The following is a 26630-nucleotide window of genomic DNA, read 5'->3' on the forward strand; positions in this document are numbered from 1 at the left end:
TGTCCAGGGCTTTTGCCGAGGTGCGCGGGGACGGACGCGCAGGTGAACACGACCGGTACCCTGGCCCGCGCGCGATCGGCGGAGTGTCGAATGCGACCCGACGACAAACGGGGCGCTCGTTTGGTCTACGCTGCGTAGTACTCAGGCCATTCTCAGGCGGCGCACGCGCTCGACCGGGGAGGCCTGACATGTGCTTAGAACGTATCGCCGGGGCGGTCGCAGCCCCGGCGGTGCAAATGTCGGAATGTGTGGCGACCAGGAAGGCGTGAGCGTGGCGCACAAGGCGAGCGAAGAGATCGGGGCACGACCCTCGCGGGGCCGGATCCTTCGGCGGGCCGGGCTGGCGGTGTCCCTCGGGATCACCGCGCTGCTCGTCTCGGGCTGCTCGATCGACAATGTTTGGCTGCGGTTCGGCTGGCCCTCGGGTGTCACGCCGCAGGCCACCCGGATGCGGGAACTGTGGACCTGGTCGATCATCGCCGCCCTGGTGATGGGTGTGATCGTGTGGGGACTGACGTTCTGGACCGTCGTCTTCCACCGCAAGAAGCCCGACTCCCCGGAGTTCCCGCGGCAGACCGGTTACAACGTGCCACTGGAGCTGACCTACACGGCCGTGCCGTTCGTCATCATCGCGGTGCTGTTCTACTTCACCGTGGTCGTGCAGAACTACGTGCACGAGAAGGTCGCCGACCCGGACGTCACCGTCGACGTGACCGCGTTCCAGTGGAACTGGAAGTTCGGCTACCGCGACGTGAACTTCAAGGACGGCTACCGCTTCGAGGGCATCGACACCACGCGTGAGGCCGCGAACCAGGAGCAGCTCGAGGAGTACAAGGAGCGGACCAAGGACGGTCACCCGCAGCCGGGCCCGGTACACGGCAAGCCGGAGAACGACATCCTGTCCTACCTGCACTACGACAAGGTCGAGACCTACGGCTCCAGCTCCGAGATCCCGGTGCTCGTACTGCCGACCAACAAGATCATCGAGTTCCAGCTGGCCGCCGCCGACGTGGTGCACGCCTTCTGGGTGCCCGAGTTCCTGTTCAAGCGTGACGTGATGCCGAACCCGAAGGAAAACCACTCGGACAACGTCTTCCAGATCACCAAGATCGAGAAGGAAGGCGCGTTCGTCGGCCGCTGCGCCGAGATGTGCGGCACCTTCCACTCGATGATGAACTTCGAGGTCCGCGCGGTCTCGCCGGAGAAGTTCACCAAGTACCTGGATGCGCGCCGGGCGGGCAAGACCAACGCCGAAGCGTTGGAGTCCATCGGTGAGTCGCCGGTCGCCACGTCGACCCGGCCGTTCAACACCGAGCGCACGACCAAGACCGCGGCCGAGGCAAAGTAAGGGACTGATCTGACATGAAGATCGAAGCGCGCATATTCGAGTTGCTGACGCTGTTCTTCGCGATCACCGCGGTGATCTACGGCTACTTCACCGGCCAGTCCCGTACCGGTGTGGAGTGGGCGGGCACCACCGCGATCGTGCTGACCGCGGGCCTGTCGCTGATCATCGGCACCTACTTCCGTTTCGTCGCGCGTCGCCTCGACCTGCGGCCGGAAGACTACGAGGACGCCGAGATCGTGGACGGCGCAGGCGATCTGGGCTTCTTCTCGCCCGGTAGCTTCTGGCCCATCCTGCTCGCCGGCGCGGGCTCCATCACCGCCCTCGGCCTGGCCTTCTTCCAGTTCTGGCTGATCGGCCTCGGCGTGGTCTGCGTCCTCGCCGCCGCCGCGGGTCTGGTGTTCGAGTACTACCTGGGCCCCGAAAAGCACTGAGCCCGTTCGGCGAAAGCCCCCTCGGTTCGCCCGAGGGGGCTTTCGTCGTTTCCGGTGCGCGCCTAGGTTGGGCGCGTGGACATCATCGACGTGATCGTCACGTTCGCGAAAACCGGTCGAATCGGGGCGCTGCGGTTGGGTCTGCGCGGCGACGAACTGGTGGCGGCGCTGCGCGAGGTCGGTGTGCCGTTCCGGGAATCCGACGATTTCAGGGACTTTTTGCAGCGGGAGGAAAGTGTCGAGGTGCACATCGGCGACGGCGAGTTGCGCATGCTGGGTTTGGACCGAATCGGTTGGCGTGCACCGGAATTCCAGCTGCCCGGCGGGGGCGGGTCCGTGCAAGGTGGAGTAGTTGTATTGCCGATGGACCGGACTTTGGCGTTGCTCGACGAGCACGACTGCCCATGGCACCCGTTTCCGCCGCTCACCTTCGACTCGCAGACCACCATCGAGACCTCGTGCGGGGTGCAGTTGACCTTCGCACCGGACGAAACCACAAGCGAATATCTGCTGCACTGTATGTACGCGTCGACGCGGGACACGGGACCGCGGCTGGACAGTTGATCACCAGGTGATGGTGGCGGACGCCTCTCGTCAGATGCCGAAGGCGTGCATCAGGCGGGCGGTGGAGCGGGGGGCGACGCCGGCGAGGGCGTAGAGGGTGCGGGTGAAGCGGGGTTCCACGCGGGGGGCTCGGGTGTGGATGGCGGTTTCGATGCGTTGGGCTGCTTGCTCCGGTTCATCGAGTTGGCCGGGCGTGTAATGGACGGTGGTGACTTGGATGCCTTGCGGGGACAGTTCGGCGTCGGCGCAGTCGCCGAAGGTGGTCCAGGCGGCCTGGGCACTGGCGTAGGACGCGAAATTCGGTGCGGCGCCGATATGCGGGCTCCACGGTCCGACGTTGAGGACATGTCCGGAGCCGGAGCGCAGCATCGCCGGGAGCAGACCCAAGGTGAGGCGGAGCGGGCCGAAATAGTTCGCGGCCATCATCTGCTGATAGTCGCGGAAACGGTGCAGCGACTGGGTGACCGGGCGGCGTACGGGCCGTCCCGCGTTGTTGATCAGCACGTCGACGGTGCCGAATTCGCTGAGCACCCAGGTGACCAGCTGGTCGACGTCGCCGAGCGCCGCGATATCGCAGCGGCACCAGTGCGCCTCCCCGCCGTCGCCGCGGATCTCCTCGCAGGCGGCGATCAACTGGTCGCCGCGCCGAGCCACCAGAAGTAGCTGCGCCCCTTGGGCGGCCAGTAGTTGCGCGGTGGCGCGGCCGATATCGGAACACGCGTCGGTGACCAGAACCCGGCGTCCCGCCAGCGATTCCGGCGGATGGGCACGCTTGCGATCTATGAATCGGACCGGGGCAGTACGGAATTCGGGCATCGGCACAGCAACCTTCACATGCGAACGACTGAACACACGCACGGCACCCCGCCGACAGTGCCGAAGCCGCCCGCCCCCGCAACCTCCCGGCGACATATGCGACCGGTCACAGTATAAGGTTGCCAGCCGTTTGATGGACTTGATCGAGCGAATGCTCCCGCCACCCTGCTCCCGGCGCCGCTTCACAGACCTCCCGCACCGAGCGTCGGCGTGCCGCACGGCAAGTTGTTGTGTGAGGTGTCGACAAGCTCTGTGGGCGGGCGCATCTGGCTTGCGACAGATCGCCCGCTCCGGGGCTCGGCGTTGAGGGCCTGGTTTGGTGGACAGGTCCTCGGAAGGGGCGGGGAGCTGGTGGGGTTGGTCCGACCGCGTCGGGCCTACTCCGGGGACTCGTAGCGCAGGGCGTTTTCGGAGCGGCAGATTTCGTCTATGCCGGAGACGATGTCGCGGAGGAGTTCTGAGGGGAGGGCGGCGGGGCGTAGGCGGCTGGTGAAGGTGATGAGGCCGTGGTCTTCGGGGGAGAGGCCGCGGGTGGCGGCTTCGGAGCGCAGGTAGCGGGAGCGGACGCCGTAGGTCATCGCGGAGATGACGGTGAAGCAGCCGGTGCGCTCGCGGTGTCCGGCGAACAGATCGTGCAGGCGGTAGAACACCGACGTGTAGCTCGACAGCGGCGCGAAAACACCTACCCGGTAGGCGGGACCACGCTCGGACGAACTGAGCGCCGTATCGGCGAGATATTCGGCGTCGCGCAGGGTCTGCACCTTCGGCGCGAAGAGCACCGCGCCCGCGGCCGCGTTGCGCAGCGGCATGCCCGCGGGACCGCTCGCGGCGGAGGCGATGACGCCCAAGGACTTTCGGGCCCGCGAACCGACCTCGCGCCGCGCCCGCACCGAACGGGTCGGCGTGGTGGGATGCAGGGTGGACCACTGCCCGAATCGCACCGTGCCCAGTTGCAACTGGCCGACGCCACCCGGGCGGGTCACCTTCAGCGGCGCGGTGTCGACCCAGCGTCCCACCTGCAACGCAGCGTTGCCGGGCCGGGTGATCTCGGCGTAGGCGTGTTCCACGAAGGAGTCGAAGTCGAGGAACCGGTCCGCGTTGGTGGTGAGCCAGGTGCGGTCCTTGTCGATGTCGATCACGTCGAGGGTGAGCGCGGTGATGATGCCCGCGCGCCCGCCCGCACCGAGGATGCGATGGAACCGCTCGGTGTGGTGGGTGCGCCCGCAGGTGCCGATCCGCCCGTCGTTGTCGACGTACTCCAGATCGACGACCTGGTCGATGAACATGCCGTACTTGTGCGAGGCCGCGCTCACCCCGCCGACGGAGGCGAAACCGCCGGCGGTGATGTCGCGGTGGTCGCCGACGATCGGCAGGCCGAGCCCGTGCGCGCCGAGCCGCCGATCGATATCGGACAGCTTGGCGCCCGCCTGCACGCGCACCGTCCGCCGGCCGAGGTTGATGTCCAGCACCTGGTTCATCCGGCGCAGCGACACCACGGTCGGCTGCGCGGGCAGTGTCAGTCCGTCGTCCAGTTGCTCCCCGCCGCGCACGGTCAGCCGTTCCGCGCGGCCGCGTGAATCCCGAACCGTGCGAACGACATCCGCGGTATCGCGGGGTAGATACTCCTCGGCGGAGACAAACTGCGGCGTGCTCATGGCACGAAAGCTACTACAGCGCGGCCGCCGCCGCTCGTCCGATCTCGGGTGCTATCCGGCGGTTGGTGCGAGTTGCTTGCTGAACAGTACCGATCCCGTCGCGTCGCACAAATTGACCGTCAGCTCCCTTGACTTGCCGTCGATCAGGACCTCGCCGAAATGTTGGTACTCATCGAGCGGGGAACTGTTCTGCACCGGCGGCGCGTGCACGAAAACGGCTTCCGGCCCGAAAGTTCCGTCCAGCGGGTTCGGGCCGAACGCGCCGGCGTTGAGCGGTCCGGAGACGAACTCCCAGAACTCGTCGAAGTCGGTGAACGCCGCGCGCTCAGGGGCGTAGTGGTGTGCGGCGGTGTAGTGCACGTCGGCGGTCAGCCACACCACGTCGGTCACCTTGTTCGCCTTCATCGCCGAGAGCACCTGGGCGATCTCGGTTTCGCGGCCCGACGGGGCGCCTGGATCGCCGTTGGCGGGCCCCTCGAACGCGGTGGTATTCGGTTGTTCACCGTCCTTGACGACGAGGCCGAGCGGGAGATCGTTCGCCACGATCTTCCATACCGCCTTCGAGTCGCGCAGACCCTCGATCAACCACTTCGTCTGAGCCGCACCGAAGATGCGGCCCTCGGGGCCGTTGTTCGCGTCGTTGGTGTCCTTGTAGGTGCGCATGTCGAGCACGAAGACGTCCAGCAGCGGACCGTAGGAGATCTTGCGGTAGAGGCGGCCGTCCACGGCTTCCTTGGGCTCCAACGGCATCCACTCGTGGAACGCCTGCCAGGCCCGGGTCGCCAAGGTGTCCATGCTGCGCTCGTTGTAGTTCTTGGCCGCCGGGACGAGGCCGCCCGGATACCAGTTGTTGACGGTCTCGTGGTCGTCCCACTGCACCACCTGCGCGACCGAGGAGTTGAAGCGCAGGTAGTTCTGGTCGGTCAGGTTGTAGGCGTAGTTGCCACGGAACTGCTGCAACGTCTGGGCGGGGGCGCTCTTCGCCTCGGACACCGTGTTGCGCCAGATTCGCCCGTCGGGCAACGTGACCGACTCTTTGACCGGATTGTCCGCGTAGATGGAATCGCCGGAGTGGATGAACAGGTGCGGGTCGCGGGCGGCCATCGCGGAGAAGATCTTCATGCCGCCGAGATCCGGGTTGATGCCGTACCCCTGGCCGACCACGTCACCGGACCACTGCAACCGGATATCCGACTCGCCGGTCGGCACCGTGCGGAACACGCCGGTGACGGGTTCGGAGACGGCGCCGCTCTCGTTCTCCAACGTCACCCGGTAGTGCACCTGCTGGCCGGCGGGCAAACCGTTGACGCGCACCCGGCCGGTGCCGTCACTGTCCGGGGTGAGCAGGGGACCGGCGAACCTCTTTGCGTTGGTGAACGATTCGGTGGACGCGGTCTCCACGATCAGCTTCGCGGGCTGGTCGGAGCGGGCCCAGATCAGCGCGCCGTCGGTGCGCGGGTCACCCACCGCGACCCCGTGGGTCAGCACCGGCCGCTGCCGCACCAGGCCGGGCCCGTCATTGGCGGCGCACGCGGCCAATGCCGGAGCGGCCACCAGACCGAGCGCGGAGGTGCGCAACAGGGTGCGCCGGGAGAAACCGAAGGTCGAACCAGTCATGGGATCACCCTGTCCCAGCTATCCCAACGCAATATGAACTCCGGGGTAACGAGTCGACGCGAGCAAACTGTCGGCGAGTGGCGTACCCGCCACCCCCTCACGACCATCAAGCGAAAGCCCTCCCAGCCACCGATCCGACCCCCGACTGTAAGCGCGGGATCGCAACAGCCGCACCCTTTCTCGGGATCCGCACGCGTTCTGGACGCCCGCAAAGGGTGCGAATCCCGAGAAGGGGTGCGGGTTCTGAAAAGTATGGCGGGCATCGCGAAGGGGGCGCAGTCCGCGATGTAGCCCGGAGGACCTTCGGGCCGCGAGGTGAGCCGTACAACGAGAAGGGGTGCGGGCTTCCGGAACGGGGCGGGCACCGCGAGGAGCGGAGTTCGGCAGTGGTGGTGGTGATTTCAGGGGTCCGCGAGGACCTTCGGGCACGTGAGGTGGGCCTACAACGCGAAATGTCGCCAGCCGATGAAACGACTGGCGACATTCGAACGCGAGGATTCCAGCAGGGCAGGCTCTCCGCCGACGATAGCTTCGATGCCACAGAAGGACGCAGTCCTCCACTGGGAGCTAGCTGGCTGCGGTGTCCGGGATTCGGGTGGTTTCGCGGGCGCTGCCGTTGGGGACGTTCTTCTTCAGGCTGGCGGCGTAGACGTCGACGTATTCCTGGCCGCTGAGCTGCATGAGCTCGTACATGACCTCGTCGGTGACGGCGCGCTCGACGAAGCGGTTGCCGCCCATGCCGTCGTAGCGGGAGAAGTCGATGGGGGTGCCGAATTTGACGGTCACCTTGCGGCGGCGCCAGCGGAACGGTCCGGGCGGGCTCACGTCGTCGGTGCCGATGACGGCGACCGGGATGACGGGGACGCCGGTTTCCAGCGCGAGACGGGCCAGGCCGGTCTTGCCTTTGTACAGGCGACCGTCGGGGGAGCGGGTGCCCTCGGGGTAGAGGCCGACCAGTCGGCCCTGATCGAGCAGCTTGCGGGCGGCGTTGAGCGCGTCCTCGGCGGCGTCGGCGCCGGTGCGGTCGATCGGGAACTGGCCGGTGGTGGTGAAGAACCACTTCTGGAACGCGCCCTTGACGCCGGGCGTGTTGAAGTATTCGGCCTTCGCCAGATAGTTGATGCGGCGCGGCGAGAGCAGCGGCGCGAACAACCAGTCCGCGAAGGAAAGGTGGTTACCCGCCATGATTGCCGGACCGTCGGCCGGAATGTTCTCCACACCTTCGACCGTGGGCCGATTGTAGAGATGCATGAACGGTCCCAGCAGCAAGTACTTCAGCAGCCAGTAGAACATGACGTCCTTCCCCCGGGACCGGGATCGAAGCGGGCACACCTGCGTCAGTTGCCGACTTTACCGCTGGTTGCAGATCACATCCAAGCGCAGCGGCTAATCTCACCACACTCTGCCATGCGCGAGCGGGTGCGCTGTAATCGAAGCCCGATAGCGGGACTGCCGGCCACCGGAATCGTGGTCATCGGTGACCGAGCAGATCTTCTGTTCTTCGAATACCACTGGCGCGCGCCACGAAACGTGGAATGTGCGTCCTGGGTCGACCGAGCACGGATCGCTTCGAGATCACCAGGTAATCCTGGCGGCATCGGCCGAGAAGCCACCACCATTACCTGGTGATCTTGGTCAGCGGCTGCGCGCGACCCTGGAGTTCTTGTGCTCGCTCTCGATGAGCGCCGCGCGGGCGAGGTCGGCGGCGCCGATCATGCCCGCGGCTTCGCCGAGCTGGGTGGTGCGGATCCGCGCGAGCGGGCGGTGGCCCGCGCCGGTGACGGCGCGGGCGTACTCCTCGCGCGCCTCGTCCAGGAACAGCGGGGCCGAACTGCTCACGCCGCCGGCGATGACGACCAGGTCGGGGTCGAAGATATCGCTGACGAAGGCGAGCCCGAGGCCGAGCCACCGCGCGAAATCGGCCATCACCCGCACCGCGAGCGGGTCACCGTCCTGGGCCGCGCCCGCGACCCGGCGCCCGGTCAGCGAACCGGGATCGCGATAGACGTCCTTCGCGAGCACCGAGCGCACCGGATCGGTGGCCAGCATCTCGATCGCGGTATCGGCGAGAGCTGTTCCGCTGCAATACCGTTCCCAGCAGCCGCGTTTGCCGCACGGGCAGGCCCGGCCCTCCGGCACGACCTGTAGATGGCCGAGTTCCGGTGCGACACCGTGTGTTCCGCGATAGAGCCGGCCGTCGATCAGCAGCGCGGCGCCGATCCCGGTGCCGATCGCGACGAGCACCACGTTGTGCCCGCCCGCCGCCGCGCCGAACCGATATTCGGCCCACATCGCGGCGTTCGCGTCGTGTTCGAGAATGACCGGCAGCTCGAGGCGTTCGGTGAGCCGCTGTGCGACCGGAGTGTCCTGCCACGGCAGGTGCGGGGCGAACCGGACGGTGGTGCGGTCGGCGGTGATGAACCCGGCGACCGCGAGGCCGACCGCGCCGATCGGATGGCGGTCGCACAGCTCACGCACGGAACGGGCGAGGGCGTCCTCGAGTGCCCGGGCCGAATGCGGGGTCGGCGCCTGCACAGTGTCGAGCACCTCGCCGCTGTTGTCGATCACCGATGCGCGAATGTTGGTGCCGCCGACGTCGATTCCGACAGTCAGCGGTCGCGCACCTGACAGCCGGTGCGTCATGCCTTGATCGTCACTGGGATAGCGACGTAACGGGATCGCGACGGGCGTTGTCCCGCGCGGCCTTCCGTACGCCCGGCGGTGGCATCGTGCGGCGATGCGGGGGAATCACGGTGCGGCGCAGCGTGATCGTGCTCCGGCATCACCGGGTCGACCGGCACACCGGCGAGCGCCTCGCGCAGCACCGTGACGATGGCGGTGCCGTGATCGGCCACGCTCTGCAACACCTCGTGATGTTCCCCGCGCACCAGCGCGGCCGCGGCGCAGACCGGGCACCAGTCGCAACTCGACCACTCCACCTGACCGTCGGCGGCCCGGCGCAGCACCGGCTCCACCCGCTCGAGCACGGCTTCGGCGAGCAGTTTGAGTTCCGCGGCGAATTCGGCCAAGCCGTCGCCCGGATCACCTTGGTAGGGGCCGTTTTTCGGCTGCGCGCCGGATTGGGTGGCACCGTGGGCGCGAGTGTCGTTGCCCGCGTTGCGTGGGTCGCCCGCACTGCCCGCACTACGGGAGTCGCTCGCACTGCGTGGATTGCCCGCGCCGCCCTGTGCACGCGCGTCGGTCGATTCGCTCGTGCCGCCTTGTGCGCGCGCGTCGACGGATTCGTCTGCGTCGCCCTGTGCGCGGACGTCGGTTTCGTGCGTGCGGTCTCCGCCTCGACCGGTGACCCGGCCGAAGAAGCCGGTGCTTCGATCACCGTTCATCGCCGCCGCTTTCCGGCCACAGCTGCGGGTCGGGGCGGAACCGCACCACGAGTTGCCCGCCGTCGAGTTCGGCACCGTCGACCGTGCACCGCCGCAATACCGGCGCCAGACGCACTCGCCGCCGGACACCGTCCGCTCCCACGATCAAATCGTCCTCCACTCGGCCAAGTCGCAGCGTTGTCGCGTCGACCACGGGCAGTGGCATCCGCAATGTGTATATCGCGTGCAGGCCGCTGCCCGATTCACATCGAACCACCGGTTCGCCGGAACTCCCGTCAACCTCCGCCGGACTGTCGCTCAGCATAAGGGCAGCGTCCCCGTCCGAGCCCACCGCGTGCGACAGCGCCGTGAGGGAGGTCAGGCCGATCGGCTCGGGTCCGGTGTGCTGCGCGATCAGCACCGGGATACCCGGCATCGCGCGCCGTAACTCGGTGATCGCGGTGAGTTGCTCGTCACGTCGATCGGCGTACCAGCGCGCCGCCGGATGATCGATGTCCGCGGCGCCGTCGAGGGCGGGGAGCACCTTGTTCACCACCACGGTGTCGAGGCGCAGGCCGAGCAGGGCGGCGGCGGAACGGACGCGTTCGGATTCGGCGAGGGTCACCCGTTCGGCGACGGTGATCAGGCGGGCTCCGGTGCGGTGATGGTCGGCGAGCAGGTCGCGGACCTCGGTGACCGCCTCGACGATCCGTTCGACGGTCGCCGCGAGTACCGCGCGGCGCAGGTCCGTGCCGACCGAACTCATCGCGCGGGCGTGCGCCGGCCACACCCGTTCCAGATAGCCGAGCAGCGTGTCCGGCGCGGTGACGATGCGCAGCATGTCCGCCGAGGGCGGGCAGTCGACGACCACCACATCCCAGTCGTCCTCGTGCACGAACTGGGTGATCTCCACCAGCATCAGTAGTTCCTGCACGCCCGGCAGGCCGGTCAGCTCGGCCGGGTCGAGCGCGGCCAGGTCGACGCCGTGATCGTGGCCGGTGCCGGGGGACAGCATCCGCACCACCTCGCGGAACCGATCCTCCAGCAGCGCAAGCGAATCCACTTCGATCACGTCGAGCCCGGGCAGCACCGTGGCGATCCCCGCGACCGTGCCGGGATCGTGCGGAAAACGGAACCCGAGCGCATCGCCCAGCGAATGCGCCTGATCGAGCGACGCGATCAGCACCCGGCGGCCCGCCCTGGCGTAGGACATGGCGGTGGCACACGCCAGTGTCGTCTTGCCTACCCCGCCTTTGCCGATGAACAGCTCGACCCGGGTCGTGTGTGTCGTCAGCCTTCGACCCGTTTCTTCAGTTCTTTCAACGCGGTATCGGTGATCACCTTCTCGGCCTTGCGCTTGAACATGCCGATCATCGGGATGTTCAGATCGACCGTGAGGGTGTAGACGACCTCGGTGTTGCCGTCGGGCTGATCGATGAGTTCATAGGTGCCGTTCTGCGCCTTCTGCAGTTCGCCGCTCACCAGCTGCCAGCTCACCGACTTGTTGTCCGGGGCCCAGGTGTAGGCGAGCACGTAGCTGTCCTTGACCACCCCCGCGTCGAGCACGAACCGCGCGGTGCGGGCCCGGCCGTCCGGGCCCTTCTCCTGTACCTCGACCGACTGTGCCGCCGAGACCCACTCCGGGTAGGACTCCAGATCGGCGATGACGGACATCACCTGCTGCGACGGGGCCTCGATGATGATCGACCTCTGGGTCCTGTCGGCCATGGCGGACAGCGGTTCCTTTCAGCGTCGGTGCTGGGTGAGCGTCAAGAGGCGTGGGCGGGCGCGACGCCCGCCGGGCGACCGGCCTCCAGTCGCGACTTCAATTCGAAGGACATGTGCTTGCCCGCCACCCGGCGTGCGCGATTGGCGGCGGCCAGCTTGTTCGGCGCCAGTGCGGGCTGCGGTTCGGCGTGCAGGAAGTAGTGCAGGATCACCCCGTCCAGCGCGGGCTGCAACCAGACCTCCATGGTTCCGGTCAGCGCGCCGGCCACGGTCCAGCGGATTCCCTTGTCGCCCCGGTCTTCCCGGACGATCAAGGTCAGATCCGGCCACCAGCGGCGCCAATTGTTCGACGCGGCCAGCAAATCCGCGACGGCGACGCCCGGTGCGGCGATGAACGTCTGGTCGGCGACCTGGATAGCGCTCATGCCCGCACCTCGCCGCGTGCGCCCCTCGGCGCGGTTCCTTCGCTCACAACCGTGAGCGTATCCGATTCGGGTAGCCGCGCCGCAGTAGCGCTCATTCGCGCACCTCGGGCCTCGGTCCACCCGCTCATCGCAGCAGTTGGCGCAGCCGGGCGCCGTGGCTGTCCCAGCGCCAGCGCTCCTCGACGAAGGCCCGGCCCGCGGCGCCCATGCGGGCGGCGGAATCGGGGTCGGACAGGATGTCGACCAGGGCATCGGTGATCTGCTGCACCGAACGCCCGTCCACCACCCGCCCGGTTTCGCCCTCGACCACCGTTTCCGGCGCACCGCCGGAGCGGCCCGCGACCACCGGTACCCCCGACGCCGAGGCCTCCAGATAGACGATGCCGAGACCCTCCACGTCCAAGCCCGCGCCCCGGGTGCGGCACGGCATCGCGAAAACGTCCGCGAGCGTGTGATGGGCGGCGAGCTCGCCGGAGGGCACTCGGCCGGTGAACACCACGTCCTCGGCGACGCCGAGCGCGATGGCGAAGTGCCGCAGCTTCTCCTCGTACGGTCCGCCGCCCGCGATCACGAGCATCGCGCCGGGCACCCGATCACGGATCTCGCGCATGGCCATGATCAGCATGTCCTGACCCTTGCGGGGGACCAGGCGGGACAGGCACAGGATGGTCGGCCGATCGTCGAGGCCGTAGCGGGCGCGCAATTCGGCGCGGGCGGCCGGATCGGGCCGGAAGGTGTCGGTGTCCACGCCCGGCGGCAGATACTCCAGCGCGGCATTCGGGCCGAACGCCGACGCGAACCGGCGCCGCGTGTACTTGCTGACGTAGGTGATCACGTCGGTGTGTTCGCCGATCTGACGTAGCGCCTGCCGGGCGCCCGGCAGCATCGACCAACCGACCTCGTGGCCGTGCGTGCTCGCGAGAATCCGTTCCGCGCCCGCCCGGCGCAGCACCGGCGACATCAAAGCCAGCGGGGCGGCCGCGCCGAACCACACCGTGTCGCACTGTTCGCTGCGCAGCAGCCGCGTGGCCCGGCGCAGCACCAGCGGGGTCGGCAACATCAGCGTGGTGGGATGGCGCACCACCTGGAATTTCTGCTTGGCATCGAATTTCAGATGACTGTCCCCGCGCCAGCGCGGCGCGTAAACCACCAGATCATCGGGCGGCAGCTCACCGGCCAGGGCATGCAGATAGGACTGGATACCGCCCGGCCGCGGCGGGAAATCGTTGGTCACCAGCAGAGTTCGGGCCATGCGAACAACCTACTGGGTTGGCTGCGCCGCGCCTGCGCGCGGCGGGTACGCGGCCCGCGGACCCGATGCGTGCGCGTCGCGATCGGTCGGCTGATCAGGAGGAAATGGTGGCGGCATCGCGCGAGAGGCGAACGCCACCAATTCCTCCTGATCGCGGGATCAGTTGACTTGGGTGGCGAGCCAGGCACGCCAGGCGGCGATGAAGTCGGGGCGGGAGGTGCCCAGGACGGTGCGGAGGATGTCGTCTTCGGTGGCCGGGGTCTGCTGGGCGGCGGCCAGGCGGCGGTAGAGCTCGACGAGACGGGGCTGGTCGTATCTGTCGGCGACGTAGGCGCAGACGGACCACGCCTGCTCGTATGCCGCAGCGGCTTTGGGGCCGGTGAAGTCGGCATCGGCCGGGAGGTCGGACGGTAGGGCCTGCAGGCGAGTGCGGGCGGTGAGACTCGGGGCGACGTCGGTGAAGGGATGGCCCTGGTTGCGGTGGGCGACGTAGTCGGCGAAACCCTCCAACATCCACAGCGGTGCGCCGTCGCGGGTTTCGGCGCGCGTGGCGATGTGGGTGAGTTCATGGCGGAGCAGGGTGCGCAGGCCCTCGGGATCGAGGCGCCGGCCCGCGTCCGGACTGAAGACGATGCGCTGACCGGTGGGCGGGGTGCCAGGGATGTACGGGTCGGCCACGGAAGCGGCGGCGACCTCCGCGGACATGGTGGCGCCCGCGTGCACCAGCCCGGCGAACTCGGAGGGGGAGGAGGCGACGACGACCACGGTCGACTGCGGCCAGCCCGGCCCCCACACATCGGTCACCGCGGTGGTCGCGGCACCGAGTGCCTGCTCCAGGACATCCATTTCGATGCGCTGCGCCGGATGGCCGACGACCAGGGACTGCTGCCCGTCACCGGTCGGCACCTGATGCGCGACGATCGTGCCGAACGGTTCGATACTGCGCCGGATCTCGGCCAGCCGCGGATCGGTGGCGGTGGCCTGACCGACCGCCTCGTGCTGTTGCGCACTCTGCGGCCTGGGCAGCGCGGTGTTCGGCAACAGCACCAGCGCGCCACAGAATCCGGTCAGCGCCACCACCATCGTGACGGTGAGCACGAACTCGAAGCGCCGCCGCGCCGACCACCACGCCCGCAACCGCCCCGCGCCACTCATGGCCGCACCTCGTCTGACCTCACCATGCCCGAGGTGCGACGGCCTATGATTCGCGCCCGGGGGTCAATCACCGGCCGACCTCGATGCCACCATGCGCGAGGCGCGCATGATCTGCGCATCGCGTTTGCTCATGGCTCCACCTCGCCGTTGTTCGGTTCCACCAGGCACGGCCGGTGCATGGCTCACGCATCGGGTTCGTTCATGGTGCCACCGCGTCGGTGCTCGACTTCACCAGGCGCGAGGTGCGTCGGCGCATGATGTGCGCTCTTGGTTCGACCCCGTCGGCGCTCGGCGCCACACACGGCGGCATCTGCGCGACCCAGCTGGACTCGGTGAGGGTCTGTGCGCGAGGCGTGCACGAGTTGCGTACTGGGTCTGCTCATCGCACCGCCTCGGATGGGGTCGCGCTCGGGGTCGGCGGTGGGAGACGGGTAGGCGTTCCCACTCATGGTTGTTCAGTATCGCCGAGCGGAGTGGTACGGCGTGGTGCTGATGGGGGCTACCGCGACCGGGACACCGAAGGTGGAGGCGTGCACCATGAGTCCGTTGCCCGCGTAGATGCCGACATGGGAGATGTCGTTGTAGAAGAACACGACGTCGCCGGGCTGCAAATCGTTCTGCGCGACGGGCGTGCCGTAGGACGCCTGTTGCGAACTGGTGCGCGGCACGTCCTTGCCGACCTGTTTGAACGCCCACTGCACCAGACCGGAGCAGTCGAACTGGTGCGGTCCGGTCGCGCCCCAGACGTACGGGTCGCCGATGCGGGTGAGGCTCGCGGCCAGCGCGCTGGTGCCGCTGCCGGGCACCAAGCCTTGCAGCAGGGTGTCGCGGTCGAAGCCGGGTGGGAAGGCGGGGCCGGCGAGCGCGGACTTGTCCTTGGCGGACAACCCGGTCCACGCCTGCACCACCTGGACGATGGCTCCGCTGAGATCGCTGCGTTTGCGTTCCAGCTCGCCACGCACCGTTTCGGCCTTGTCGGCGGCGGCACGGGCCTCGTCGGAGGCGCGGCGGGCATCGGCTTCCGCGCCCTCGGCGGCGTCGGTGGCCTTCTTGTAGAGCGCGAGCTGATCGGAGGTCTGCGCGGCGAGCACGTCCAGCGTGGACATCTGGTCGAGCAGCTGCTGCGGAGAATCACTGACCAGGACGGCGAATAACCGGTTGGTGCGCGCGCCCTGATAGGCGGCGATCGCGGTGCGGTCGATGATCGGCTGATACTTGCGCACTTCGTCGCGGGCCAGGTTCACCTGATCGGTGCTGGCGGCCAGTTTCGCGTCGGCCTCACGCTGCAACCCGAGTTTGGTGTCCAGGTCGGATTGGGCGTTGAGTGCCTGCTCGTTGAGCTGTTCCGACTGGCGGGACAGGTCGATCATCCGCTGCACGGCGTCGGCGGCGGTCGCGGGTAGGGCGACCGGTTCGGCGCCGACCGGGCCCGCGCCGTAGACGGTGGTGGTGGCCAGTACCCCGGCCGCCAACGCGCCACCCACCAGACGTTTCGTGTCGAGTCTCAGCGTGCCCTGTCTCCGGTGTGCTGCCACAGGCTGCCGTGCCCCTGTTCTCTCGATCTGGTTGAACCGACGCAACGCCTTCCGGGGGAACGGAGGTTTGCGGAGTGCGCGCCTCGGGTAAATCCAGAAGGTCTCGATTAGGTTACGGAACGGCCTGGGTCTGTGTCCAGTAGAGAACGAAACGATCACGGCCGCCGTCCGGTGGTCGGGCCGCAACGTACGGCCCGACCAGCGGTTTCTCAGAAGCGACGGGCTCCGGCGATGGGCATCGAGGAGATCGGCGCCACCTGCACGGGCGTGCCGGAGGTGGACGCGTGCACGACATTGCCGTCGCCGGCGTACAGGCCGGAGTGGCCGCCGCCGTAGAACGACACCAGGTCGCCCGGCTGCAGGTCGTCCATCGAGACCGGGCTGCCGGCGGACAGCTGGGCGCCGCTGGTGCGCGGCAGCTCCAGGCCGGCCTGCGCGTAGGCCCACTTCACGAGGCCGGAGCAGTCGAAGGCGTTCGGGCCCGCGGCGCCGTACACGTACGGGGCGCCGAGCTTGGTCATGGCGGCGTCGAGGGCCTCTTCGCCGATGGTCCGCTTCGGGGCGACGAAGGGCAGCGGCTGCGCGGGCAGCTCGATGCCGGGGATGCCCTGCGGAATCTGGATCTCGTTCGGCACCTCGAAGGTTCCGACGCCGGGGATGGTCACCGGCTGAGCCGATGCGGGGGCGGCCGGAAGCAGGAAAGCGCCGATGGTGGCAGCGCCGACGGCCCCGGCGGCGATGGCGCGCTGCGCCTGTCGCTTGACGGATTCGGTCGTCATGATGCGGTACTCCCAATCTGCCCCACGACGCCGCACCCTGACTGGTGCCGCGGACTTCGTGTCGTTCGCACCGGGTTCGATGCGGCGGACTCCGTGAGGTCTCGAAAAGGTTACGAACACATCACGGTGGTTTGTAAAGTCGGACTTCGGCGAATTGTGTGCGCGTGTGTGAATTTCCGCTTAATCAATGTGAGATATGTCCCAGCAATCACGAAAAGATAACGGCGCACCGCCTCGGTTGAGCGTCTGGGTCGCTACCGCGGTCCGCTTCGGTGCGTCCGCGGGTCGGCGGAGTGTGTACGAATTGGACATTTCCCCAGGTCGTTGCGTTCATATCGCGGACATCTCCAGCTTCGAGACTGGTCGGTCGGCAGTCTCGCTGTGATCGGTCACAGCACGCCGCTGACGGCGCGCCCGGGCTGTGGGACACGCCGGACCCGTTGATACGGTTTATGCAACAATGTGATCTACGCCACTTTTTGGCTTTCTAGATCGTTTCATGGGTAACAAAACGAAATCCCCACAGAGTAATTCGGACATTCTCTGCGGCTTTCGCGTGCGCGGAAGTAGGCGGCTGCGTGGACCCGTCCTTGTCGGACCCACCGCCTACGCTCCAGCCCGTGTCCGTCCCCGCTCCGCGCAAGGCCGCAGCTCAGCAGTTGGTCTTCGACGACCTCGACACGCCCCTCTACGACACCACCTTCGTGGTGGTCGACCTGGAGACCACCGGCACCAGTCCCGGCGCCGACGCGATCACCGAGATCGGTGCGGTCAAGGTGCGTGGCGGCGAAGTGCTGGGCGAATTCGCGACGCTGGTCAACCCGGGACGGGCGGTGCCGCCGGCGATCGTCCAGGTCACCGGCATCACCACCGCGATGGTGTACGCGGCGCCGAAGATCGACGCCGTGCTGCCCGGTTTCCTGGAGTTCGCCGCGGGCGCGGTGCTGGTCGCGCACAACGCGCGGTTCGACATGGCGTTCCTGCGGGCCGCCGCGGCCCAGTGCGAGACCCCTTGGCCGTCCGCGACAGTGCTGTGCACGGTGAAGCTGGCCCGGCGCGTACTCGGCCGGGACGAGGCGCCCTCGGTCCGGTTGAGCGTGCTCGCCCAGTTGCTCGGCGCGAGTACGCAACCGACGCACCGCGCCCTCGACGACGCGCGCGCGACCGTCGACGTGCTGCACGCGCTCATCGGCCGGGTCGGCAACCAGGGCGTGCACAGCCTCACCGAATTGGTCGACTACCTGCCCGATGTCACACCCCGCCAGCGCGCCAAGCGTTTCCTGGCCGCGGACCTGCCTGCCGCGCCCGGCGTCTACCTGTTCCGCGGACCATCCGACGAAGTCCTCTACATCGGCACGGCGGTGAATCTGCGCCGCCGCGTGCGCAACTACTTCACCGGGTCGGAAACCCGGGGGCGGATGAAAGAAATGGTCGCCCTCGCCACCCGGGTCGACCATGTGGTCTGCGCGCACGCCCTCGAAGCGGGGGTGCGGGAGCTGCGACTGCTCGTCGCGCACACCCCGCCCTACAACCGGCGTTCCAAGTTTCCCAAGCGGGCCTGGTGGCTCACGCTCACCGACGAACCGTTCCCGCGGTTCGCCGTCGTTCGCACGCCGAACCGAGACGCGCTGGGGCCCTTCAACTCTCGGATGGATGCCGCCGACCTCGCGCTGATCATCGCCGAATTCACCGGCCTGCGGACCTGCAGTACCCGCCTGCCCCGGCGCGGGACGCACGAGTGCCCGCCCGCGGTCGTCGGCGGTTGTCCCGCCGCCGTGCCGGGGACTCCTATTAATACAGAGGAATACGCGCCCGCTCCCGCGCTCGTGCGCGCCCTGTTCACCGGGCGCTCCGACGCACCCGTCCGCGCCATGCTCGACCGCATCGAAACCCATTCCCGCGCCCAGCATTTCGAGGCCGCCGCGCGACTGCGGGACCGCACCGTCGCGGTGATCCGCGCCCTGCACCGCACCCAGCGCCTCGCGGCCGTCGCCCGCATCGCCGAACTCGTCACCGCCCACCCCGACGGCGCGGGCGGCTGGGAATTCTCCGTCATCCGCTACGGCCGCCTCGCCGCCGCAGGCACTGCCCCCCGCGGCGTCCCACCCATGCCCGTGGTGGAACACCTCGTCGCCGCCGCCGAAACCGTGATCCCCGAAGGGGGAGTGCCCCCCGAATCGCCCACTCCCGAAGTAGCCCCACCCGCCCCCGAAACCCAGGCGCCCCCGGCTCGGCCGGGATCCGACGCCAGGGGCCGGACTGCCGCGGGCCGGTCGTCAGCGGACTGTATGGCCCTGACCTCGGGCCGGACCGCCGATTTGCCCGGCGCTGAAGTCGCTGCACGGGCCGCCGCCGGACCTCAGGTGCCCCCGGCTCAGCCGAGATCTGACGTCGAGAGCGGGGGCGCGTCCCAACTGTCAGCGGGTTATGCGGCCTCGGCCTCCCACTCGACCACCGCCATGGCTCTGACCTCGGCGGTCCGAACCACTTCCTCCGAAGGGGTATCCACAACAGTCGAGTCGGCCGATTCGGGTTCGCCGGCCCGAGTCGATGGCACCGTCGGTGTGCCCGGCGCTGCGGCTGCGGGGGAGTGGGTTTCGATCAATGTGCCGCCGTTGCGGGGCGCTTCGCCGGAGGAGGCGGCGTTGGTGGCGCGGTGGTTGGCGCGGGCGGGGGTGCGGATTGTGCGCAGTACGGAGGGGTATCGGGAACCGATGTATGGGGCGGGACGCTGGTTGGGGTGGGCGGAGGTGGCGGATGTCGCGGCTCGGAGCCGGTCGGTGGAGGAGGAGTACAAGGAGCGGTGAAGGGATCGCCTCGTTCCGTACCTTCTGGGCGGGGTCCGGCAGGGTCGGCGGAAGGGTCACGTGGCGGGGTGGGGGCGGCGGGTGGCGCGCACTACGCTGATCCCATGATTACCGCGATCGTGCTTATCGACGCCGACAACGGGCGTATTCCGGAGACCGCGCAGGCGGTGGCGGATACCGAAGGGGTCGCCGAGGTGTACTCGTGCGCAGGCGATGTGGATTTGATCGCGATCGTGCGGGTGCGCGACCACGAGCAGATCGCCGACGTGGTCACCGGACGGATCGACAAGACGCCCGGCGTCGCGCGGACCATCACGCATATCGCGTTCAAGTCGTATTCGAGCGCCGATGTGGAGGCCGGGTTCTCGCTGGGGGAGTAGCCCCTCAGCTCACGATCACGGATTTGCCCGGGAAGGTACCGCTAGCCCCTGCACCGATCACCCCGGTCACGTCACCTTCGTCGCAGTCGGCGCGGGTGAACACGGTCACCGTGCCTTCGGTGTTGTTCTCGATGGACATCGGTCCTCCGTCGCCGACCATCATGCAGCCGGACGGATCGGCATACGGTGTGCCGTTGATGGATACGGTGCCCGAGATGGCGGATGCGGTCGGCGCGCCGGCGGCCAATCCCGCTGTCGCCAGTACGCCCAGTAATACGGAACAGCTGCGCTTCATGCTGTGCTCCTTTTCCGGAGTGAGACGCCTGCCCTTCATCGAGTTGGCTTGGGAGTGTCGCGCGCGTGGTCTGCCGTGCACGCCGACGCCACCGCGTCGGCCCCGCCTGCAACCTTAGTCCGCTGAACAGGTCTTATGTCCCTCAGCTACCAAATCGCACCCCTGGGCAAGCGATCACCAGGTAATGGTGGCGGCATCGTCGTCCGCCACCATTACCTGGTGATCAAGTGACCGATAAGTCAGCGGTCGCCGAGCGTGACGGTGAGCTTCGTCCACCGCTCGAGCAGTGCGGCCCCGTTACCGGTATCGATGGCCTCGGCGGCGCGGGTCAGCCCGGTGGCCAGTGCGTCGTGCACGTCGGTGTCGAAATCGACTGTGCCCTGGGACAAGTCGTAGGCGACGATGGCCGCGGCGGAATTCAGCAGGACCGCGTCGCGGACCGGACCGGTGCGGCCGGCCAGGACATCGCGGGCCACCCCGGCGTTGACCTCGGCGTCCCCGCCGCGCAACGCGGCGAGATCGACCCGCGGGATGCCGAGGCGGGTCGGGTCGATGGTGGTTTCGCGACGTCGTCCCCCCGAGACCACCCAGGCGGCGGTGGTGTCGGAGGTGGTGATCTCGTCGAGCCCGTCGTTGCCGCGCACCACCAGTGCGCTGCCGCCGCGTTCGGTGAACACGCCAGCGATCACGGGCAGCAGGTCGGGGAAGGCGCAGCCGATGAGTCCGGCCCGCGGCTGGGCCGGGTTCGTCAGCGGCCCGAGCACGTTGAAGACGGTGGGAATGCCGATCTCCTTGCGGGCCGCGCCCGCGAACCGCAGCGCGGGATGGAAGGCCGGCGCGAAGCAGAAACCGATGCCGACCTCGCGGATACACCGCGCGACGGACTCCGGCCCGAGCGCGAGCTTCACCCCGAGCGCCTCGAGCACGTCGGCGCCGCCGCTCTTGGAGGAGGCCGCGCGGTTGCCGTGTTTGACCACCGGCACCCCGGCCGCGGCGACCACGATCGAGGACATGGTGGAGATGTTCACCGACCCGGAACGGTCCCCGCCGGTACCGACGATGTCGACCGCGTCCCCGTCGATGTGCACCAGTCGCGCGTGGTCGAGCATGCCGGTGGCGAGGCCGGCCAGCTCGGCGGGCGTGGGCCCCTTGATCTTCATCGCGACACCGAACGCGGCGATCTGCGCGGAGGTGGCGTTGTCCGACATGATCTCGTCCATCGCCCATGCCGTGTCGGCTGCCGCCAGGTCGTCGCCGTCGGCGAGGGTTCCGAGTACCTGTGGCCAGCTACGCATGTTCTCTTACTCCCGTTCACACTGGTTCAGGCACCAGTTCGTCGCGAAGAAGCTTACTGTGCTCCCTTGCGGGGAAGCCCGCGCTTAAACCGGCCGCGGCTGTAGTGCGTCCCATCCGTCGGCGGTGCCCTCGTGCCGCTGCGCCAAACCGGCCATCCGGGAACGCTCCTGCGAGCAGTGCAGCGCGTCGAGCACCTGTACCCGCTGCAAGATCAGGTTTTCCAGCGGGTCGGTGCCCGGGCCGCCGACCCGGGGCGCGGGCGCGTAGCCGTCCTGCGCGGCGATGGCGCACACCGTCTCGACCTGCTCGGCCGGGATCCGCAGATGATGACGCAGCACCGCGGGCGCGTCGGCGGTCCAGCCGTCCGCGCGGGCCAGCGCCGCCGAACAGGCCTCGGCGTCATCGAAACTCGCGGTGACCACCACCAGATCGGCCCGGCTCGGATCCAGTGTCGCCCCGCCGCGGCGGCCGAACCATCGGCGCCATATCCCCGCTGCCACATCGCCTCCATCTCAGCTTTTACTCAGTACTGCCTGTCATGCTGTGCGGGCGTCACCCGGCGACATCCGGTGCTCACCCCGGTCGTCCGGCGAAACGATCTCCAACACGCCGAGCCCAGGTCGAGAGCCTGTCTGTCCGTGGGTTTTCCGACACGGAGACACAAGTTTCGCACCCGGGTACTTGTGTCGTACTACGACGAGTCATACTTACCCCCGTGACGACCGCAGTAGGGACCCCCGGATCGGCCATAACCCAGCGTGTGCACTCGCTGAATCGGCCCAACATGGTCAGCGTCGGTACCATCATCTGGCTGTCCAGCGAGTTGATGTTCTTCGCCGGCCTCTTCGCGATGTATTTCGTCGCGCGCGCCCAGGCCCACGGCAACTGGCCGCCGGAGCCGACCGAGCTGAACCTGAAGCTCGCCGTGCCGGTCACCGCCGTGCTGGTCGCCTCGTCGTTCACCTGCCAGATGGGTGTCTTCGCGGCGGAGCGTGGCGACGTGTTCGGCCTGCGCCGCTGGTACGTCATCACGCTGATCATGGGCGCGTTCTTCGTCGGCGGCCAGGCCTACGAGTACATGAACCTGGTCCACGAGGGCACCTCGATCTCGAGCAGCTCGTACGGCTCGGTGTTCTACATCACCACCGGTTTCCACGGTCTGCACGTCGTCGGCGGTCTGATCGCCTTCGTGTTCCTGCTGATCCGCACCAAGGTCAGTAAGTTCACCCCGGCGCAGGCCACCGCCGCGATCGTCGTCTCGTACTACTGGCACTTCGTCGACATCGTCTGGATCGGGTTGTTCGCCACGATCTACTTCGTCCGCTGACCCGGGCGATACCCCAGTCTTTTGCACACGTCGGTTCCGTCTACTCCAAAGGGACACAGATGAGTTCATCTCCCCCGTCAGCGCCAGCGCCCGAAAGCAAAGGGAACGGCGAGGCCAGCAAGACGCGCAGGCAGCGCCGCGTTCGCCGTCGCATCGCGGGCGGCCTCGCGCTGTTGGTGGGCCTCGTCGGAGCAGGCTTCCTCGCGGCGGCCCTGACGCCGAACCCGCAGCTCGCGACCGCGAACGACGACAAGTCCGCGCTGATCCGTGAGGGCAACCAGCTGTACGACACGTCCTGCATCACCTGCCACGGTGCGAACCTGCAGGGTGTCCAGGACCGCGGCCCGAGCCTGATCGGCGTCGGTGAAGCCGCCGTCTACTTCCAGGTCTCCTCCGGCCGGATGCCGATGGCCCGCAACGAGGCCCAGGCGCAGCGCAAGCCCGCCAAGTTCGACGAGCACCAGACCGACGCGCTGATGGCGTACGTCGCGGCCAACGGCGGCGGCCCCAGCGTGGTCCGTGACCCGAACGGCGAGATCGCCCAGGAGTCCCTGCGTGGCGACGACATCGCTCGCGGCTCCGAGCTGTTCCGCATGAACTGCGCGTCCTGCCACAACTTCACCGGCCGCGGCGGTGCGCTGTCCTCCGGTAAGTTCGCGCCGCCGCTGGAGCCCGCCAGCGAGCAGCAGATCTACGACGCGATGATCTCCGGCCCGCAGAACATGCCGAAGTTCTCCGATCGGCAGCTGACCCCGGAAGAGAAGCGCGACATCATCGCCTACGTGATGAACGCGAAGGAAGAGCGCGCCCCCGGCGGCTGGGACCTCGGTGGGTTCGGTCCCGCGACCGAGGGTCTGGTCATCTGGGTGGTCGGCATCACGCTGGTCGTGGGTGCCGCGATTTGGATCGGGTCCCGGTCATGAGCACGTCAGCCCCGGAGGCGGTAGCTCCGCGTGACCACGCAGGGGCCGGGCGCATGACCCGAAGGATGCAGTCATGACTGAGAAGGAGCCTAACGTGGGTCGGCCGGATGAGGGCCACGACGGCGTCGAGCCGTCGAACGAGCAGGTCACAGGGGCCGGCGCCCATGTGGCCAAGACTGACGGCCATGCGCTGACGGAGCCGACCGAGGCCGAACTCGACGCGATGAGCCGCGACGAGCTGGTCAAGCTCGGCACCGAGCGCGACGGCGTCGATGTCGCCTACCGGCGCGAGCGGTTCCCGGTGCCGGGTACCCGCGCCGAGAAGCGGGCCGAGCGCGCGGTCGCGTTCTGGTTTGCCGTGTCCGGCATCGCCGCGGCCGCCCTGGTCGGTGTGTTCCTGTTCTGGCCGTGGGAGTTCAAGGCCAACAAGGAGGACGGCCACGCCGCCTACTCGCTGTTCACGCCGCTGGTCGGTATCACCTTCGGTGTCTCGGTGCTGGTCATCGGCATCGCGGTGGTGTTGATCCGCAAGCTGTTCATCCCGGCCGAACTGTCCATCCAGGACCGGCACGACGGTCCGTCGCCCGAGGTCGAGCGCCGCACGCTGGTCGCCGAACTGAGCGACGCGCTGGAGACCTCCACGCTCGCCCGCCGCAAGCTGATCACCCGCACCGCCGGCGCCGGTGTCGGTGTGCTCGGCATCGGCGCGCTGCTGGTGTTCGTCGGCGGCATGGTGAAGAACCCGTGGGCCAAGGGCGACAAGTCGCCGCTGTGGGTGTCCGGCTGGACCCCCGACTACGAGGGCGAGACCATCTACATCCGGCGCGACACCGGTCGCCCGGAGGACATCGTGCTGGTGCGTCCGGAGGATCTGGACGCGGGCGCCATGGAGACGGTGTTCCCCTGGAAAGAGAAGTGGCGCGGCGACGAGCACGCCACCCTGCAGTCGCTGCGCGGTATCCGCAACCCGGTCATGCTGATTCGCCTGCGCACCGAAGACGCGCAGAAGGCGATCAAGCGCAAGGGTCAGGAGAGCTTCAACTACGGCGACTACTTCGCCTACTCGAAGATCTGCACCCACCTCGGTTGCCCGACATCGCTGTTCGAGCAGCAGACCAACAAGATCCTGTGCCCCTGCCACCAGTCGCAGTTCCTGGCGACCGAGTGGGGTAAGCCGGTCTTCGGTCCCGCCGCCCGCGCGCTGCCGCAGCTGCCGATCACCGTCAACTCCGAGGGCTTCCTGGTCGCCAACGGCGACTACATCGAGCCGCTCGGACCGGCCTTCTGGGAGCGTCGTTCATGAGCCCTTCCGTTGCAGCTCAGGCGAACGAGGCGGACGAGCGCTATCGCGCCGCCGCGTTCATGAAGCGGTCGATCAACAAGGTCTTCCCGACCCACTGGTCGTTCCTGCTCGGTGAGATCGCGCTGTACAGCTTCATCATTCTGCTGCTGTCGGGCGTCTACCTGACCCTGTTCTTCGATCCGTCGATGACCGAGGTCGTCTACAACGGCGCGTACCAGCCGCTGCGTGGTGTCACCATGTCGCGGGCCTACGAGTCGTCGCTGAACATCACCTTCGAGGTGCGCGGCGGTCTGTTCGTGCGCCAGGTGCATCACTGGGCGGCGCTGCTGTTCGCGGCGTCGATCATCATCCACCTGTTCCGCATCTTCTTCACCGGCGCGTTCCGCAAGCCGCGTGAGGCGAACTGGGTGATCGGCTGCCTGCTGCTGATCCTGGCGATGTTCGAGGGCTTCTTCGGTTACTCGCTGCCCGACGATCTGCTGTCCGGCACCGGCCTGCGCGCCGCGTTCGGCGGTATCACGATGAGCGTGCCGATCGCGGGCACCTGGTTGCACTGGCTGATCTTCGGCGGTGATTTCCCCGGCGACATCATCATCCCGCGCCTCTACATCGCGCACGTGCTGCTGTTCCCCGGCATCATCCTGGCCCTGATCGCCGCGCACGTCGCGCTGGTCTGGTACCAGAAGCACACCCAGTTCCCCGGCCCGGGCCGGACCGAGAACAACGTGGTCGGCGCGCGCATCGTGCCGGTGTTCGCCGCGGACCAGGGCGCGTTCTTCGCGTTCACCCTCGGCATCGTCGGCATCATGGGTGGCGTCTTCCAGATCAACCCGATCTGGAACCTGGGCCCGTACAACCCGTCTCAGGTGTCGGCGGGTTCGCAGCCGGACTTCTACATGATGTGGACCGACGGCCTGGCCCGGCTCATGCCGCCGTGGGAGCTGTACCTGGGTCGCTACACCGTGCCCGCGGTGTTCTGGGTCGCGTTGATCATGGGCTTGGTGTTCACCGTCCTGATCGCCTACCCGTGGATCGAGAAGCGGCTCACCGGCGATGTGGGTTCGCATCACAACCTGCTGCAGCGTCCGCGCGATGTGCCGGTCCGTACCGCGATCGGCGCCATGGCGATCGGTTTCTACGTGGTCCTGACGCTGTCCTGCGTCAACGACATCCTGGCGCTCAAGTTCGACATCTCGTTGAACGCGACCACCTGGATGGGCCGCATCGGCCTGCTCGTGGTGCCGCCGGTGGCGTACTTCGTCGCCTACCGGTTCTGCATCGGCCTGCAGCGCAGCGACCGGGCGGTGCTCGAGCACGGCATCGAGACCGGTGTGATCAAGCGCCTGCCGCACGGTGAGTACATCGAGGTGCACCAGCCGCTCGGCCCGGTCGACGATCACGGTCACCCGCTGCCGCTGGAGTACCAGGGCGCCCCGGTCCCGAAGAAGATGAACAAGCTGGGTTCGGCGGGTAAGCCGGGCACCGGTAGCTTCCTGCGGGCCGACCCGTGGCAGGAGAGCGAGCAGCACTTCGAGATCGAGCACGCCGAGGAGCACCGTCAGCTCGCGGTGTTGCAGAAGCGCCAGGAGCTCGAAAACGGTGGCAAGCACAGCCACTGACAGCTGACAACGAAGGCCCCGAGTCGGATTCGACTCGGGGCCTTCGTCGTTC

At 68.0% G+C, this 26630-nt stretch carries 25 protein-coding genes; 9 read left to right on the plus strand and 16 right to left on the minus strand.

Features of this window, described 5'->3' with window-relative positions; genetic code table 11:
- Window positions 1-271: 271 nt before the first annotated feature.
- The 3 genes from O3I_RS11565 to O3I_RS11575 all read left to right on the plus strand — a co-directional run bounded on the left by O3I_RS11565 (window position 272) and on the right by O3I_RS11575 (window position 2343).
- Window positions 272-1348: a cytochrome c oxidase subunit II gene (locus O3I_RS11565; RefSeq protein ID WP_014983094.1), complete on the plus strand. Its 1077-nt coding sequence runs from the start codon at window positions 272-274 to the stop codon at window positions 1346-1348.
- Between the two features lie 14 nt (window positions 1349-1362).
- Window positions 1363-1779: a cytochrome c oxidase subunit 4 gene (locus tag O3I_RS11570; protein WP_014983095.1), complete on the plus strand. Its 417-nt coding sequence runs from the start codon at window positions 1363-1365 to the stop codon at window positions 1777-1779.
- Between the two features lie 75 nt (window positions 1780-1854).
- Window positions 1855-2343 carry a hypothetical protein gene (locus tag O3I_RS11575; RefSeq protein WP_014983096.1) on the plus strand — a complete coding sequence of 163 codons (489 nt, stop codon included), beginning with the start codon at window positions 1855-1857 and terminating at the stop codon, window positions 2341-2343.
- A gap of 30 nt (window positions 2344-2373) precedes the next feature.
- Here O3I_RS11575 and O3I_RS11580 read toward each other — a convergent pair whose 3' ends face one another.
- The 13 genes from O3I_RS11580 to O3I_RS11640 all read right to left on the minus strand — a co-directional run bounded on the left by O3I_RS11580 (window position 2374) and on the right by O3I_RS11640 (window position 16628).
- Window positions 2374-3159: an SDR family NAD(P)-dependent oxidoreductase gene (locus O3I_RS11580; RefSeq protein WP_014983097.1), complete on the minus strand. Its 786-nt coding sequence runs from the start codon at window positions 3157-3159 to the stop codon at window positions 2374-2376.
- A gap of 377 nt (window positions 3160-3536) precedes the next feature.
- Window positions 3537-4814: an FAD-binding oxidoreductase gene (locus O3I_RS11585; protein ID WP_014983098.1), complete on the minus strand. Its 1278-nt coding sequence runs from the start codon at window positions 4812-4814 to the stop codon at window positions 3537-3539.
- 51 nt (window positions 4815-4865) lie between these two features.
- Window positions 4866-6431 carry an alkaline phosphatase D family protein gene (locus O3I_RS11590; protein WP_014983099.1) on the minus strand — a complete coding sequence of 522 codons (1566 nt, stop codon included), beginning with the start codon at window positions 6429-6431 and terminating at the stop codon, window positions 4866-4868.
- A 567-nt stretch (window positions 6432-6998) separates the two neighbouring features.
- Window positions 6999-7724 carry a lysophospholipid acyltransferase family protein gene (locus O3I_RS11595; RefSeq protein ID WP_014983100.1) on the minus strand — a complete coding sequence of 242 codons (726 nt, stop codon included), beginning with the start codon at window positions 7722-7724 and terminating at the stop codon, window positions 6999-7001.
- Between the two features lie 342 nt (window positions 7725-8066).
- On the minus strand, window positions 8067-9074 hold the full coding sequence (locus O3I_RS11600; protein WP_014983101.1) for an ROK family glucokinase: 1008 nt from the start codon (window positions 9072-9074) through the stop codon (window positions 8067-8069).
- Window positions 9071-9775, minus strand: a complete 705-nt coding sequence (locus tag O3I_RS46265) for a hypothetical protein (protein ID WP_014983102.1) — start codon at window positions 9773-9775, stop codon at window positions 9071-9073. Before O3I_RS46265 ends, O3I_RS11600 begins: the two co-directional genes overlap by 4 nt.
- Complete coding sequence (locus O3I_RS11610) at window positions 9765-11048, minus strand: ArsA family ATPase (protein WP_237748363.1); 1284 nt, start codon at window positions 11046-11048, stop codon at window positions 9765-9767. Before O3I_RS11610 ends, O3I_RS46265 begins: the two co-directional genes overlap by 11 nt.
- Window positions 11045-11482, minus strand: a complete 438-nt coding sequence (locus O3I_RS11615) for an SRPBCC family protein (RefSeq protein WP_014983104.1) — start codon at window positions 11480-11482, stop codon at window positions 11045-11047. Before O3I_RS11615 ends, O3I_RS11610 begins: the two co-directional genes overlap by 4 nt.
- 41 nt (window positions 11483-11523) lie before the next feature.
- Window positions 11524-11907: a hypothetical protein gene (locus O3I_RS11620; protein ID WP_014983105.1), complete on the minus strand. Its 384-nt coding sequence runs from the start codon at window positions 11905-11907 to the stop codon at window positions 11524-11526.
- 124 nt (window positions 11908-12031) lie between these two features.
- On the minus strand, window positions 12032-13159 hold the full coding sequence (locus tag O3I_RS11625; protein WP_014983106.1) for a glycosyltransferase family 4 protein: 1128 nt from the start codon (window positions 13157-13159) through the stop codon (window positions 12032-12034).
- Window positions 13160-13318: 159 nt separating this feature from the next.
- Window positions 13319-14314, minus strand: coding sequence for a hypothetical protein (locus O3I_RS11630; RefSeq protein ID WP_014983107.1), 996 nt, complete (start codon window positions 14312-14314; stop codon window positions 13319-13321).
- A 455-nt stretch (window positions 14315-14769) separates the two neighbouring features.
- Window positions 14770-15798: an NlpC/P60 family protein gene (locus O3I_RS11635; protein WP_014983108.1), complete on the minus strand. Its 1029-nt coding sequence runs from the start codon at window positions 15796-15798 to the stop codon at window positions 14770-14772.
- Window positions 15799-16058: 260 nt separating this feature from the next.
- A complete protein-coding gene (locus O3I_RS11640; RefSeq protein ID WP_014983109.1) occupies window positions 16059-16628 on the minus strand; it encodes a C40 family peptidase in 570 nt (189 codons plus the stop codon).
- Window positions 16629-17248: 620 nt separating this feature from the next.
- Here O3I_RS11640 and O3I_RS11645 point away from each other — a divergent pair.
- Both O3I_RS11645 and O3I_RS11650 read left to right on the plus strand, forming a co-directional pair.
- Window positions 17249-19435, plus strand: coding sequence for a DEDD exonuclease domain-containing protein (locus O3I_RS11645; RefSeq protein ID WP_014983110.1), 2187 nt, complete (start codon window positions 17249-17251; stop codon window positions 19433-19435).
- Between the two features lie 104 nt (window positions 19436-19539).
- On the plus strand, window positions 19540-19815 hold the full coding sequence (locus O3I_RS11650; RefSeq protein ID WP_014983111.1) for an Lrp/AsnC family transcriptional regulator: 276 nt from the start codon (window positions 19540-19542) through the stop codon (window positions 19813-19815).
- 4 nt (window positions 19816-19819) lie between these two features.
- Here the strand turns inward: O3I_RS11650 and O3I_RS11655 are convergent, their stop codons facing one another.
- The 3 genes from O3I_RS11655 to O3I_RS11665 form a co-directional block, all read right to left on the minus strand.
- Window positions 19820-20149, minus strand: a complete 330-nt coding sequence (locus O3I_RS11655) for a hypothetical protein (protein ID WP_141692281.1) — start codon at window positions 20147-20149, stop codon at window positions 19820-19822.
- A 200-nt stretch (window positions 20150-20349) separates the two neighbouring features.
- On the minus strand, window positions 20350-21405 hold the full coding sequence (gene trpD / locus O3I_RS11660) for an anthranilate phosphoribosyltransferase (protein ID WP_014983113.1): 1056 nt from the start codon (window positions 21403-21405) through the stop codon (window positions 20350-20352).
- Between the two features lie 84 nt (window positions 21406-21489).
- Entirely contained in the window at window positions 21490-21906 is a 417-nt protein-coding gene (locus tag O3I_RS11665; protein ID WP_014983114.1) for a hypothetical protein, read from the minus strand.
- A 215-nt stretch (window positions 21907-22121) separates the two neighbouring features.
- On the opposite strand from O3I_RS11665, the gene O3I_RS11670 reads away from it, so the two are divergent.
- From O3I_RS11670 to O3I_RS11685, 4 genes are all read left to right on the plus strand, one after another.
- Window positions 22122-22733: a cytochrome c oxidase subunit 3 gene (locus tag O3I_RS11670; RefSeq protein ID WP_014983115.1), complete on the plus strand. Its 612-nt coding sequence runs from the start codon at window positions 22122-22124 to the stop codon at window positions 22731-22733.
- 59 nt (window positions 22734-22792) lie between these two features.
- On the plus strand, window positions 22793-23656 hold the full coding sequence (locus tag O3I_RS11675) for a c-type cytochrome (RefSeq protein ID WP_167829130.1): 864 nt from the start codon (window positions 22793-22795) through the stop codon (window positions 23654-23656).
- A gap of 73 nt (window positions 23657-23729) precedes the next feature.
- Window positions 23730-24959, plus strand: coding sequence for a ubiquinol-cytochrome c reductase iron-sulfur subunit (locus O3I_RS11680; protein ID WP_081593962.1), 1230 nt, complete (start codon window positions 23730-23732; stop codon window positions 24957-24959).
- Window positions 24956-26578 (plus strand): cytochrome b, encoded by a 1623-nt coding sequence (locus tag O3I_RS11685; protein ID WP_014983118.1) that lies wholly within the window; start codon window positions 24956-24958, stop codon window positions 26576-26578. The genes O3I_RS11680 and O3I_RS11685 overlap by 4 nt, the downstream gene beginning before the upstream one ends.
- Window positions 26579-26630: the final 52 nt, after the last annotated feature.

The sequence above is a fragment of the Nocardia brasiliensis ATCC 700358 genome (genome assembly GCF_000250675.2).
GTDB classification, from domain to species: Bacteria; Actinomycetota; Actinomycetes; order Mycobacteriales; family Mycobacteriaceae; genus Nocardia; species Nocardia brasiliensis_B.